This window comes from Pedobacter sp., from assembly GCF_041645105.1.
Lineage (GTDB): Bacteria > Bacteroidota > Bacteroidia > Sphingobacteriales > Sphingobacteriaceae > Pedobacter.
The window spans coordinates 308,251-321,924 of the sequence record NZ_JBAZQQ010000001.1 but is presented as its reverse complement, the minus strand read 5'-3'; the positions used below and the strand labels follow the sequence as shown (position 1 = coordinate 321,924).

The window sequence follows — 13,674 nt, the reverse complement described above, 5'->3', positions numbered from 1 at the left end:
TTATGTTTAATAGTAAAAGTATTGCTGGCACATTCGCATTGTTATGTTTTACAATTACAATTGCTTTTGCCCAAAAAGGATATCAGATAAAAGGAAAGATGGCTGGTCTAAACCAGCCATCTATGGCCTATCTCTATAGCTTTGATCAGGGAAGGAAGCTATTAGATAGCACTACAGTAATCAATGGCGAGTTTAGCTTTCAAGGGAAAGTAAATCATCCGCTATCAGTATCCATACAAATTAAGAAAGTAAGGAAATCATTGTCACTATTCCTTGAAAATGAGCAATACAATGTACTGATGTATCCTGATTGGAAAACTAAGGACAAAGTAATCGGAGGAACTGAAATGGGGATACAAAGAGCATATGAAGCAGAAAGTGAAGTCTTAAATACCAAACTACAGGAATTGTCCCTCCGATACGAAAAGTTGCCCAAAGAAGAAAGAGTAAAAGAGGGGGAAGAGATGAATGTGCTAAATGACCAGCAGATGGAAATAAAGTATAAATACATCCGTAAGTATCCAGCATCATTAGCAATGCTCCATGTGATGCGTCCACACTTTGATGTGATGAACCTGAAACAACTGACAGAAATGAAAGCACTTTTTTCTCCATCATTGGCTTATTCAGATGTTTATACAAAGCTAACCGATCAGTATAATAAGAAAAATGCCGCTTCTTTGGTAGGGAAAACAGCCCCTGATTTTAGTATCAAAGATTTATCAGGAAAGAGTGTAAAACTATCTTCATTACAAGGTAAATATGTGGTGGTCGACTTTTGGGCATCCTGGTGTACACCATGCAGGGCAGCTAATCAGAAAATAAAACCTGTTTATAATAAGTACAAAAACAAAGGCTTCGAAATCATTTCTGTTTCTATGGATGATAAAAAGAATCTTTGGCAGGCTGCGGTAAAGAAGGACGAATTACCCTGGCTTCAGGTATCGGAGCTAACCGGCATAAAAGATTCTCCAGTCGCAAGTCAATATAGTGTATCAAGCTTACCAACAGTTTTTCTTTTGGATAAGTCAGGAAAGGTGATTGCACAAAACATTTCGGAAAAAGAGTTGGAAGAGATTTTACATACAAATTTAAAATAAGAGCGATTGATCATGAGAAAAATACTATTGGGTTTCAGCCTTCTGCTGGCCTTAACTGCCAATGCACAAATTAAAAAGGTAACCATTCAGGGAGAGATACAAAACCTTGGGAATAATGAATTGGTGCTGTTAAATGTTGACCAGAGTGTTATCATGAAAACCGAGGCTCATAATGGTAAATTTAAAATTGTAGCAGATATGGAGATCGGAGACATGCGGTATTATTATTTGCATGCACCATCTTTGGGTAAGCTAGGTCCTTCTATGAATAGACCTGTGATATCTTTTTTTGTATGTAGTCCTGAAATTGAAATCCAGGCAACAGTTAAAGAGAAAAATATGACGTTAACTAAGCTTAAGGGTTCGTCATGTAGTGATGAGTATAATAATATATACGATAATTTAAAAGCGAATAAAGCTATTGAAGCTGCGACTAAGCCCTATAATGAGGCGTTCAATTTGTATAATAACGTAGCGAAGACTCCTGAAAATATGGCGAAATTAAAAGCTGCGGGAGATAAACTGGATAAATTATTCAAGCAAAAGCAAGAGGAAATAACGGCACTTATTCCAAAACATCGTAAGAGTATGCCTGTAGCGGTGATGGCAAGTTTATATACCATGTCTACTGACGATGTCCCAAAAATGGAAACCTTTTTAAAAGAGTTTGATCCTTCTATTCAAAACTGCTATTATCTGAAACAGATTCAGCAAAAAGTAAACAGGTTAAAGTCAATTGCAGTTGGACAGCAGGCTCCGGATTTTGAGTTGAAAGACCTGGATGGAAAGCTTGTTAACTTAACCTCTTTTAAGGGTAAGTACGTTTTGTTAGATTTTTGGGCTAGTTGGTGTGGGCCATGCAGGAAAGAAAATCCTACAGTAGTAAAAGCTTATGATAATTACAAAGCAAAAGACTTTACTGTACTAGGGGTGTCGTTAGATGCTAAAGAAGCAGATTGGAGAAAAGCAGTTCAGGAAGATGGAATGCCATGGGTTCAATTATTAAATGATAAGAAAGCTGCGGTAAATAGTTTGTATGAGATTAAGGCGATTCCGGCTAACTTTTTAATAAATCCCAAAGGAAAAATCATTGCGACGAATTTAAGAGGGCCTGCATTGGAGCAGGCGCTTGAGAAATTTATAAAATAGAACAGGCTAAACTTTTAAAAATAAACGGATGATTAAGATCAAAATATTGATGTCACTTTTATTGTGGCAGGTAGCAGTTTATGCTCAGACTCCTGCGTCAATCTTATTAAAAAATGCGACTATTATTGATGGTGATGCGAATGTGAAGCCGTTTAAAGGCTCAGTGCTGATTAAAGAAGGAAAGATTTATTCAATATCTGCTGCTGTGCCGAAAACAATTGATGCAAAAACCAGAGTGATAGATTGCACAGGTAAATTTATTACTCCTGGCTTGATGGATTCACATGTGCATTTAGGAACAGGTGATTTAACAGATCTTAAAAAGGCATATGCTACAACAGACAGTATCATGAAAAATCTGTTGCTTCATGGTATCACTACAGTAAGAGATATGGCAGGTAATGCGCCTTTCCTTGCTGAGTGTAAAAAGAAAGTTCAGGAAGGTAAGGTGCCCGGACCTGATATGTATTATGCTGCACAATTTGCTGGACCTGGATATTTTGCGATGATGGGTGCGGGTAGAAAAGGTGAAGAAGATTTAGGTAAAACTTCCTGGTATCGGTCCATTAGCTCCAAAGCAGATGTAAAACCTGCGATTGCAGATGCAAAGAAAGCAGGTGTTACAGGAATAAAAATATATGCAAGTCTTAGCAAAGAGCTAATTCGTGAAATTACCAATGAAGCACATCAGCAAGGATTATTGGCCTGGGCTCATGGTGCTATATTCCCATCCAAGCCAATGGATGTCGCTCAATCTAATGTAAATAGTATGTCGCATGCCAATGATCTGGTTTTTCAGCAGATTAAAGGCGATACGATTGAAATAGGCGCAGCATGGGCGCAACTATATAAAGGATTAAAACTGGATACTAATGTTCGTGACCAGATGTTATCGGAAATGAAAAGGCGTGGTACTTTTTTAGACCCAACTGTTTTCCATGCAGAGAATAACAAGATGGTGAATGCAGCACTGATTACCCGTCGTGCAAATGAGTTAGGAGTTAAAATTGTAGCTGGAACAGATTGGATTTTTCCTTCAAAGAATGAAAGTGTTCCTTTGCTGGATGAAATGAAACTATTAGCAGTTAAATGTGGAATGTCTAATCTTCAGGTAATTGAAGCAGCTTCATTAAACGGTGCTTTGGTGACAGGACTAAAAGACAGGGGAGTAGTTCGTGCAGGAAAAAGAGCAGATCTATTGATTCTCAATGCTGATCCGACTAAATCTCTGGAAACCTTTGATCAACCGGAATTTGTAATCCAGAAAGGCAAAATAGTTAAAAAGTAAAATACTTATAAAAAAGAAGCGGGAATAACCCTACCGGTCATTCCCGCCCATCTAAATTAACGCTCTCAAATATATAGACGCTTAATAAAGCATATTATTGTATGCGGTTAAATATTTTTTTAATCTAATGTTTATCATCATAGCGTTTAAAATAGCCACACTCTTTTAAAGCCTCCTTATAAAACTGGGTATCATTGTACTGACTCTTTAAAGTAGAGAAATATTTTCCAAAGAAAACGGGTTCAATATCTACATTCCAATAGCCTGCGTTTGCATTTTCCGGTTTATTATAAATCCTGTTATAACTTTCATTGCGTTCACACTTGCTTGCCATAAAAACACACTTTGCTTTCTGCTCCTTAGTTTTAGCCGCATTGGCTGCCATCAGGTAATACTTCTCAGAAACTTTATTCGATAACAACATCGATCTGAAAGCACTTGGCAATTCAAACGGTGTTGAACCTTCGGCTTGCATTGTTTTAGCCATATAAAATGATCTGGCATTACCATAAAACGTAATGTTATAAAAAGCATTGCCAAGTAATAGCGCATTATTATAGACGTTTTTACCTTGCTTTATTTCAGCTTTCATACTTTGTATGGTTTTTAATAAATCAAGACTATATATGTCTTTGCTTTGTTTCTTCGCATGGTCACAATCATGACAATCATTTATCCTTATATTAAAAGGGTTGGCGGGCATCAAGAAGCCCTCACTATCGGATTTTTCCATCATCATTATGGCCTCATCAATTTTATCCTGATAAGCAAGAACTAGTGCCTGGTGGTAATAAAGGTCACTCGTACTGAAAGGGTAATAACGAAGCATAGCCTGTTCAAAAGGTGTTTTCTGTTCTTTTTGCAACAACACTTTCATCTGCTCTATTCTATTATTATTTGTATAAAAGTCATTATAGCTTTTAAAGGCGTTTGCTTTAACAAAATCTCCCTGCTTTTTATATAGTTCAGAAATCTTATCAATACTCTCGTTTAATGCTTTGTAAAATCTCAAAGATGGAACACTATCCTTCTCTATTTTAAGATCCGAAAACCAATTTAAAGGCTCCATAATTTGGCTCTCGACCTTAGCATCAATTTTTTTAAGTTCATTTACATATAAAGTCCAGTCTAGTATTTTGTATTGAGCAAGAATAAGTTTATCTCCTTTGGGAAGTTGCTTTTTAGCGGCATTATAAAAACTTCTTGCTGCTGCATAATCATTGTTCATCACTTTTAAATGTCCTGCAGCCATGTTCCAGAAGTAGGGTTTGGCAGTATTGTTTTTTAATGCGATGTCACTTATTAAAGCTGTATTTTGTTTTAAGCTTTCTTTTATTGCTGAGTCAGGTTCTGTTTGATAAAGATTTCCAAGAAGATACTCTGTTTTATTTACAACCCTAGCCAATAGTAGGTCTAGCTTTTCTGATTTTGGGTCTAATTTGATGATTTCTTGGATGGCCCTTTGCGGGTCATAATGTATACCTAGTAAATGCCATAACGTAACTTTTTCGGCTGTGCTTTTTGCTAAGTCCAGAGTCTTATTCCAATCTTTTTCTTCTTGCGGACGAAAACTCCATTCTGCTGGTATTTTAGTTTCCCAGGAATAGTTATAGCACAAGCTATTGAGGTAGTTCGATTGTGCATAGTCCTCTTTTTTATAATACCATCCTGCAACATAACCTAAAGTACGGTAGTACATCATGTTTTTTGGAAAAGTATCTTTATAGCTGTTAAATATGCTCAGTGTTTTTGAAGTCTGGGTTGATACATCAGCATTTCCCTTTTCTAAGAAGTAATAATACCTGACCATTTGAAACCATAATCTTTGTTTAATAAATGGGTCTTTTACATTTTTAAAACGCTCCATCATAGGTTTTTCCAGCTTAACAGATGGAGCTTCGGGGGCTTTAAGGTCCCAGTAATAATTATCATCTGCAGTTGCAAAAGCTTCAGCAGATTTAGCTAATAACAAATAGTCGAAAAAAGCATTGGCCTTTTTGCTGTCTAACTTTAAAGATCTTAATTGTGGCATTTGATCTGGAAGCACTGCTATTTTTCCTTTAATGTTATCATACACCGAATCAATACCCTTATAACTAGCTTTGGTTAACAGATATTCCAAAGATTTCTTATCAACCTTTTTCTTAAAGTAAGTGTACCAGTCGTCGATATTTACATTGTTAAACCGAGTATTACTTGTTACAAAAGGATAGGTTTCGCCGTAATAAGAAATATATTCGGCATAAAAGAAAGGCGTATATTCTTTAGATACAAATGCTTCCGGACTAAAACTCGAATATTCATAATCATAGCCATAGTCGGCACATGCCCATACTATTCCCCCACCTGCAGTTAGGCCAACGAGACTAAAAATAAGCAGAAATTTCTTTGAAATCCTGTGCTTTAAATGCTGATAAATTGAGATTGCCCAGCTCATAGTAGATGATTGTTCTTTTTTCATTTTTATTAAGATGAGCGGCCAGTTGTTTTGCCGCCTGTTGTAGTAATACTTTATTTGTTTCTTCCAGTTTAAAAAGATCGCCCGTTTTTACGTAAATACCACCAGTAAAAAAGGAGCGTATAGCTTTGTAAGAGTCTTTTTGCTGCATTGGACTAAAATTCTCTGTGTTACTTAATTCAGCCCGCCCCATTTTTCCATATATCTGAATTATTTTATGATCCCTGATCTGTAATGCCCATGAAAATACAGGTAATGCAATATCCAAAGGCAAGAGATAGTTATTTAAACTATTCACATATTTCGCTGCATCTGCCGCATTATAAATAGAATTAGGTGCACTTAAGTCTGCTGATAATTGTCCCATATTGTAAAACATAAGAACACCACGATCTGCTGGAGGCACTCCGGTTTTAAACTGGTATTTTACCTGATGCAGCCTGATGGTTACTTCTAATGTTTTCTTGTTGAGCGCTTTCAATGAATTTAAAAAATTAAAATACTTGTCCTTTGTGCCCAAGGTCCAATCGCAATCTATTTGTATGGTTTTATAATTTATTCCATGTTTAAGTGCAATGCGACTAATAAGATCATTACATTTTAATGCAAGACTATCGACACCATATTGGTGTAATTTTTCAAAAGTCTGATTAGTAATGAATACAACTGGGGTAATTTCAAAGGAAGACGCTTTATCCTTAAAGCTAATAATGGATTCGGGATAAGGGTTTTGTTTTTTGTTATTCCATTTAATGTCAAAAAAACGAGCGTAGAGCTTATTGGATGTTGTTGTTTTAAGTAAGTTATCTTGCTTTTCATCCAAGTTAAAACTCTGTTTCCAATAATAAAAGGCAGTTGTTGTATTCTGTGTTTTGTTACAAGAACTACAAAAGACTGTTATAATAATCAGACAGAATATCGTAAGAATGCGTAAAATAGATGGGGCAATAACCATATTTGAAAATGCATCAATAACTTCGCCAAAATGCTTCAATTTATGCTCTTATAGAGGTGCTTTTCTAATGTTTTTACTTAAAGAACTGAAATGTATTCAGTTGAGTGAGGGTTTTATAAAGAAAATGACAATTGTAATAATAACTCGTATATGACTAGATATTGTATTATTTTTGCGGCGAAATAGGGAAATAAATGCCAAAAAAAATAATAAGGAAACAATACCGCAGAGCGAGGTACATTTTATACCGTGAAACATTGATAGATGCGAAGGAGCATGTACTTACTTTTATTGGATCATTTGTAGGGATTGGTTTAATAGGACTGCTAAATAGTCAATACTTGGTAGCCAGTGATAATTTATTCCTGATTGGGTCATTCGGTGCTTCGTCTGTGTTGGTATATGGACTTGTGAATAGTCCACTAGCTCAACCTCGTAATCTAATTGGTGGACATGTATTGTGTGCTATAATTGGAGTTACAGTTTCTAAACTTATCTCAAATGAAGTTTGGCTTGCTTGTGCGTTAGCCGTTTCTTTATCCATCGTAGCCATGCAAATCACCAAGACTCTGCATCCGCCAGGTGGCGCTACTGCATTAATTGCAGTTACAGGTGGAAAAAAAATAGAAGAGCTAGGCTATCTGTATGTTTTGTCGCCGGTATTGACTGGTGTACTCATCTTATTTGCAGTCGCATTAATTTTTAATAACCTAAGACATAGAGAATATCCGTCAAAACCTATATTAAAAAGAAAGCGGCCAATAAGAAAAGCCGCTGTATAAAATATCTATTCCATTTTCTTTATCCCCATGGCATACTGAATGCCACCGAGTAAGTGCTGTAAAAAAAGCGGGTCGCTATATGACTCTTCAACATGTCCGAGGGCAGTAACAAATGAGCGTCCGCCATCAAAATCATGGTACCAGGACATTGGGTGCTGAGGAGCATTTTTACCGCCTTGGTAACTGCTTTCGTCAATTGTAATCAATACTTTAATGTCTTTGTTGATATCTTTGAAGTTATACCATTCATCTTTTTTTATCCAGTTCTCAGGTAAGTGTTTTGTGGAAATTGTATTTCTGTTTACGACGTTTAGCGTTGCTACTTGAACCTTTGGGTGATTTACAAACCATGCACCTGCAAGTTTACCATACCATGGCCAGTCGAACTCTGTATCAGTAGCTGCATGTACTCCTACATAGCCTCCACCATTTTTAATGTATTTTTCAAAAGCAGTTTGTTGTTCATCATTTAACACATCACCTGTGGTGTTTAAGAAAACAACTGCTGCATATTGTTTCAGGTTTTTAGGAGTGAATTTTTTAGCATCAATAGTTGTATCTACTTCGAATTTGTTTATCAAACCCAATTTTTGAATTGCAGCTACACCGACTTTAATAGAAGAGTGATGAAAACCGGCCGTTTTAGAAAAGACAAGAATCTTTTTTTTCTTGGCGCTTACAGGGGCTGCGAAAAATACAACTAGTAACGATACAGTTAAAAAGAAGGTTAAAATCTTTGACATACTTTATTTGGTTTCTGGCTAAGTTAGTAAATAATACTTTTTTATAATGGCTGATAATTTTATAAAAGCTAGTTTTTGCTGAAACGAACTGCTAATCCACCATAAAAATTACGTTTTGCTGCGGCATTAAAGAAACGGCCACCCATTGCATTAAGGTCATTACCCAGGCTGTAGCTTTCATTCAAAAGATTGTCTGCACCTATAAAAAGTTCAATAGGGGTTTTACCGATGCGAAGGTTTCTCCAGCCAATTTTTGCTTGTAAAAGGTGGTATTTCTTCGCGTAAACTGTATTCGCATCATTGAGGGGTATTTGTGAAGTAAAGTTATGCTGCAAAAAAGCATAGAAGTCCTTGGGGAATTGTACGTCTATACTGCTCACTAAAACATTTTTAGGTACTCCTGTTAGGTTGTTGCCTGAATAATCGGCTGTTTTAGCTTGGTATTCGTCGAATTTAAAGTGGCTTAGGGTATAGGCATTGCGGAATTGCAGTCCTCTTACAAAGTTTGAAGAGTTGACAGGAATTGCCCAGAAAGCTAAGGTGCTTTCTAATCCCCATTGTTTAGTTCCTCCAGCATTGATGAAATAATCTGAGCCACCATCGTTTGTACGAATTACGATAGCATTTTTGAGGTTGTAAAAGAATCCTGTAAGATCAATATAAAGTCTGCTGTTTAAAGTCTTATATTTCAGCCCTGTTTCATAATTCCAGCCCTGTTCAGGTTGTAAGTCTACATTGATTACATTGTCTGATGCCCTTACTTCAGATAGAGTAGGTGGGGAGTAGCCTTTACTTACTGATGCCCTTAATGATAAACGTGGATCAACCAGATAAGATAATGCAGCTCTTGGTACAAATTGAACATTAAAGTTGTTAGTTTTTTTTGCAACTACAACAGGAAAACTACTCTCATATCCATAACCATAAAAATTAGCACTGCCCGATAGTTCTAATAACCACTTTTCAAAAAAATCTGCAGTAAAATGTGCAAAAGCAAAATTAGATCTTGCCTTTAGTTGATCAGCAACTGTAAGGTCGCCCCGCAGACTTGAATTGTTTGCATAATTGTCGAAATCTGTTGAAGTTTGCATACTTTCTACACCAAGATTGAATTTCAAATTTGCATCAGTTAAACGTTGTTGATATTCAACATATGACCTCAAACCTATGGTAAACTCTTTACGCTCTTCATAATTTGTGATAAAAGGGTTTTTAAAGTCAGTATATGTAGAAAATACGGTTAGTACATGTTTAAATTTCTCATTGATCTGCCAATCATGAGAAATACCTCCATATATTGTTTTACTATAAATTCCCGCGTTCTGCTCAATAGCACTTTTAAAAATACCACCTGCAGGCCTTGATAATTTAGGGTTTAAAGCATATTGTTCAGCAGTTAATCCTCCAGGGGTGTTATAATGTAAATCAGAATAAAAGACCAATGCCTTTAAAGCTGCATTTTTGGCATAATCCCATTTGTGAGTAGTCTGGAAATATTTACGATCCATTCCGCTATGGTCACGGTAGCCATCGCTACGCTGATAAGCCTGAGTGATATTAAAACTGTACTTATTGAATCGCTTATTTAAAGATAGGTTTTCCCTAAAGGTTCCATAAGAACCACCTTCAAGTTTTAGGCTTAATGCAGTGCTATCAGGGGTGCTGCCGGTCGACTGGACCAATATCACCCCACCAGAGTTGGCACCAAAGATATTCCCATGAGGACCTTTTAATACCTGAATGCTTTGAGTTGCCGATACATCTAATGCATTAAAATAAGTATTGCCACCAGCATCTGTTAAAGGAAAATCATCAAAGTAGATCTTAACATTTCTAATGCCGAAAGGAGAACGTAATAAACTTCCCCTGATGGATAGCCTGTAGCTGCCAGGAGAGCGCTCTTCCATACGGACACCAGAAATGGTGTTTATTACTGATACAAAAGAACCATTAGGTTGCTTTTCTAGATCTGCTTGATTAATCAAACCAATGGAGCCGGTCGACCTCAATAAAGGTTCCGTAGAAAAATATGGCCGAATTACTACTTCTTCAAGTTTTCTTGTTGTGTCTTGCTTAGTCTGGGCAATGCTTAAAAAACAAAGCATTGTGAAACAGGCGGTAAAAAATGTTTTCATCTAAAGCAAAGCTAAAATTTACCTTGAGAAATACATACAAAGAATGTGGCTATTTACTATCGCAATGTTAGCATATTTAGTCAATTCTCTCTTACTATGGTCGACATTTTCAATCTGCTCATATGAATTGTTGTACTGATTTTAACCGATTTATAACATTTTAATGGCTTAAAATTCATCTGTTTATTATATCTTTAGGCGATTTTAACAAAAGCAAGTTGTCATAAACTCCAGCTTTTATTTTCATTCATTAATCGTATTTATAAAACATTTATAAAACATGTCAAACACATCAAAAATTATCTATACCAAAACAGATGAAGCGCCAATGTTGGCAACATATTCCTTCTTACCAATTGTACAAGCCTTTACCGCTTCGGCTGGTATTGATGTAGAAAGCAGAGATATCTCTCTTGCTGGTAGAATTTTGGCCAACTTCCCTGAGTTTTTAAAAGAAGATCAAAAGATTGGAGATGCATTGACAGAATTAGGCCAGCTGGCAACTACGCCTGAGGCTAATATTATAAAATTGCCTAATATCTCTGCTTCTATTCCTCAATTGGTTGGTGCGATTACAGAATTACAATCACAAGGATTTGCAATCCCTGATTATCCTGATAATGCACAGACTGAAGAAGAGAAAGCAATAAAGGCGAAATATGCAAAGGTTTTAGGTTCGGCTGTTAATCCAGTATTACGTGAAGGTAACTCAGATCGTAGAGCACCTAAAGCGGTTAAAAATTATGCAAAAGCTAACCCGCATTCAATGGGTGCATGGTCTGCAGATTCCAAAACAAAAGTTGCAAGTATGACAGAGGGCGACTTTTATGGTTCTGAGAAATCAGTAACTGTTGCTGATGCTACTCAGTTTAAAATTGAATTTGTTGCTGCGGATGGTGCAGTAACTGAATTGAAAGGTTTGGCTCCTTTAAAAGCAGGTGAAGTGATTGACAGCTCTGCACTGAGCCTTTCTGCTTTAAAAGCATTCGTTGCTAAGGAAATTGCTGAAGCTAAAGCTGCAGGTGTCTTATTATCTGCACACTTAAAAGCAACAATGATGAAGGTTTCTGATCCTATCATTTTTGGAGCTATTGTAGAAGTGTATTTTGCTGATGTATTTGCTAAATACACGGAACTTTTTGCAGAACTAAACATCGATACTAGAAATGGTTTAGGTGATGTTTATGCTAAAATTGCAGGAAATGCTAAGCAGGCTGAAGTTGAAGCTGCTATTGCTGCTGCAATTGAAAATGGCCCTGATTTAGCTATGGTTAATTCTGATAAAGGAATTACCAACTTACATGTTCCTTCAGACGTAATTGTTGATGCCTCTATGCCAGCAATGATCCGTACTTCCGGACAAATGTGGAACAAAGAAGGTAAATCACAAGATACTATCGCATTGATTCCTGATCGTTGTTATGCTGGTGTATATACGGCTACAATTGATGATTGTAAAGCACACGGTGCTTTTGATGTAACTACAATGGGTTCTGTGCCAAACGTAGGTTTAATGGCACAAAAAGCAGAAGAATATGGTTCTCATGATAAAACTTTCCAAGCTACTGCAAACGGCACAATCCGTGTAACAGATGCTGAAGGTAAAGTTTTCTTTGATCAGAAAGTAGAAAAGGGCGATATCTTCCGTATGTGTCAAACTAAAGATGCACCGATTCAGGACTGGGTTAAACTAGCGGTGAACAGAGCACGTTTGTCTGATACACCAGCGGTATTCTGGCTAGATGAGCAAAGAGCACACGATAGAGAAATCATTGCGAAAGTAAATAAATATCTACCTGACTTCGATACGAATGGTTTGGATATTCGCATCCTTTCTCCTGTTGAGGCTACTAAATTTACATTGGATAGGATCCGTAAAGGTCTAGATACGATCTCTGTAACTGGTAACGTTCTTCGTGATTATCTGACGGATTTGTTCCCGATTCTTGAGCTTGGTACTTCAGCAAAAATGTTGTCTATCGTCCCATTAATGAATGGCGGTGGTTTATTTGAAACAGGAGCTGGTGGTTCTGCACCAAAACATATTGAACAATTTATTCAGGAAGGTTATTTACGTTGGGATTCATTAGGTGAGTTTTTAGCTTTAGCCGTTTCTTTAGAGCATTTGGGACAAACTCAAAACAATGCAAAAGCATTGGTACTTGCTGAAACTTTAGATGTAGCTACAGAAAAATTCCTTGCTAATGATAAATCTCCAGCACGTAAAGTAGGCCAAATTGATAATCGTGGTTCTCACTTCTACCTAACGTTATATTGGGCTGAGGCATTGGCTGCACAAGCAAAAGATGTAGCATTGCAAACTAGATTCACTCCTTTGGCAAAAGTATTGGCAGAGAATGAAGCTAAAATAAATGAAGAATTAATCGGAGCACAAGGAAAGCCACAAAATATTGGTGGTTATTATAATCCTAATGATGAATTGGCTGCTGCGGCAATGCGCCCAAGTCAAACATTGAACACTGCTTTGGCAAGTTTATAAGGTAATTTATAATTACCTGTTTAAGGAGGGGCTGGTCTAAGGACGTAGCCCCTTTTTATTTGAATGGATTTTAATCTTTTTATTTTTTAACAAAAAACATTTGTAACCCTATTTTGGTTGTATTAATAAAACTTACCATTATGATGACGGGCGAAAATAATCAGGAAAGTACTCCTAAAGCAGATGATAAACTTCATTCGATGGGTTTAGGGGAGACAAAGGACTTTGAAAATTTATCTTTTGATAAAGATAAAAATAGCTTTGAATTTGATGTGAAAGGCAAAGATACGGAATATGACCATCCACTTCCTTATGATACCTCAGCGCCCAATGGTGAGGATAGTATCTCTACCTATGATGAATCCAATCCTTATATCGGATCGGAATATGACAATATAAAAGAGATAAACGAACGGTTAGATGGGGCAGGTATGCGCATAGATAATTCTGGAGAAAGTGTTGTTTTGAGTCCGGAGGATGAAATCTTATCACGTACCGCTGAAGACGATCGGGACGACCTTGATGAAGAGGGCTATCCGATTAATGACAAACCAGGAAAATAAC

General features: G+C 36.7%; 10 protein-coding genes. 6 read left to right on the top strand and 4 right to left on the bottom strand.

What is annotated here, in order from left to right; translation table 11 throughout:
- The first annotated feature begins 2 nt into the window (after nt 1-2).
- Genes WC623_RS01295 through WC623_RS01285 form a run of 3 tightly spaced genes read left to right on the top strand, consistent with a single transcriptional unit; the run spans nt 3 to nt 3,537 of the window.
- Nucleotides 3-1,100, top strand: a complete 1,098-nt coding sequence (locus WC623_RS01295; protein WP_372847723.1) for a redoxin domain-containing protein — start codon at nt 3-5, stop codon at nt 1,098-1,100.
- Between the two features lie 12 nt (nt 1,101-1,112).
- Entirely contained in the window at nt 1,113-2,249 is a 1,137-nt protein-coding gene (locus WC623_RS01290) for a redoxin domain-containing protein (protein ID WP_372847722.1), read from the top strand.
- 28 nt (nt 2,250-2,277) lie between these two features.
- The gene (locus tag WC623_RS01285) at nt 2,278-3,537 is read left to right on the top strand and encodes an amidohydrolase family protein (protein ID WP_372847721.1); all 1,260 of its coding nucleotides are present in this window, start codon (nt 2,278-2,280) and stop codon (nt 3,535-3,537) included.
- Nucleotides 3,538-3,661: 124 nt separating this feature from the next.
- Here the strand turns inward: WC623_RS01285 and WC623_RS01280 are convergent, their stop codons facing one another.
- Nucleotides 3,662-5,998, bottom strand: coding sequence for a hypothetical protein (locus WC623_RS01280; RefSeq protein WP_372847720.1), 2,337 nt, complete (start codon nt 5,996-5,998; stop codon nt 3,662-3,664).
- Nucleotides 5,904-6,989 (bottom strand): hypothetical protein, encoded by a 1,086-nt coding sequence (locus WC623_RS01275; protein ID WP_372847719.1) that lies wholly within the window; start codon nt 6,987-6,989, stop codon nt 5,904-5,906. The genes WC623_RS01280 and WC623_RS01275 overlap by 95 nt, the downstream gene beginning before the upstream one ends.
- A 155-nt stretch (nt 6,990-7,144) precedes the next feature.
- On the opposite strand from WC623_RS01275, the gene WC623_RS01270 reads away from it, so the two are divergent.
- Nucleotides 7,145-7,732, top strand: coding sequence for an HPP family protein (locus tag WC623_RS01270; protein ID WP_372847718.1), 588 nt, complete (start codon nt 7,145-7,147; stop codon nt 7,730-7,732).
- A gap of 5 nt (nt 7,733-7,737) precedes the next feature.
- On the opposite strand, the gene WC623_RS01265 is transcribed toward WC623_RS01270, so the two are convergent.
- Together WC623_RS01265 and WC623_RS01260 are read right to left on the bottom strand one after the other, a co-directional pair.
- The gene (locus WC623_RS01265; RefSeq protein WP_372847717.1) at nt 7,738-8,475 is read right to left on the bottom strand and encodes a ThuA domain-containing protein; all 738 of its coding nucleotides are present in this window, start codon (nt 8,473-8,475) and stop codon (nt 7,738-7,740) included.
- Nucleotides 8,476-8,543: 68 nt separating this feature from the next.
- The gene (locus tag WC623_RS01260) at nt 8,544-10,610 is read right to left on the bottom strand and encodes a TonB-dependent receptor (protein ID WP_372847716.1); all 2,067 of its coding nucleotides are present in this window, start codon (nt 10,608-10,610) and stop codon (nt 8,544-8,546) included.
- Between the two features lie 280 nt (nt 10,611-10,890).
- Here WC623_RS01260 and WC623_RS01255 point away from each other — a divergent pair, with 280 nt between their 5' ends.
- Both WC623_RS01255 and WC623_RS01250 read left to right on the top strand, forming a co-directional pair.
- On the top strand, nt 10,891-13,110 hold the full coding sequence (locus WC623_RS01255) for an NADP-dependent isocitrate dehydrogenase (RefSeq protein WP_372847715.1): 2,220 nt from the start codon (nt 10,891-10,893) through the stop codon (nt 13,108-13,110).
- A 140-nt stretch (nt 13,111-13,250) separates the two neighbouring features.
- Nucleotides 13,251-13,673 (top strand): hypothetical protein, encoded by a 423-nt coding sequence (locus tag WC623_RS01250; protein ID WP_372847714.1) that lies wholly within the window; start codon nt 13,251-13,253, stop codon nt 13,671-13,673.
- Nucleotide 13,674 lies beyond the last annotated feature (1 nt).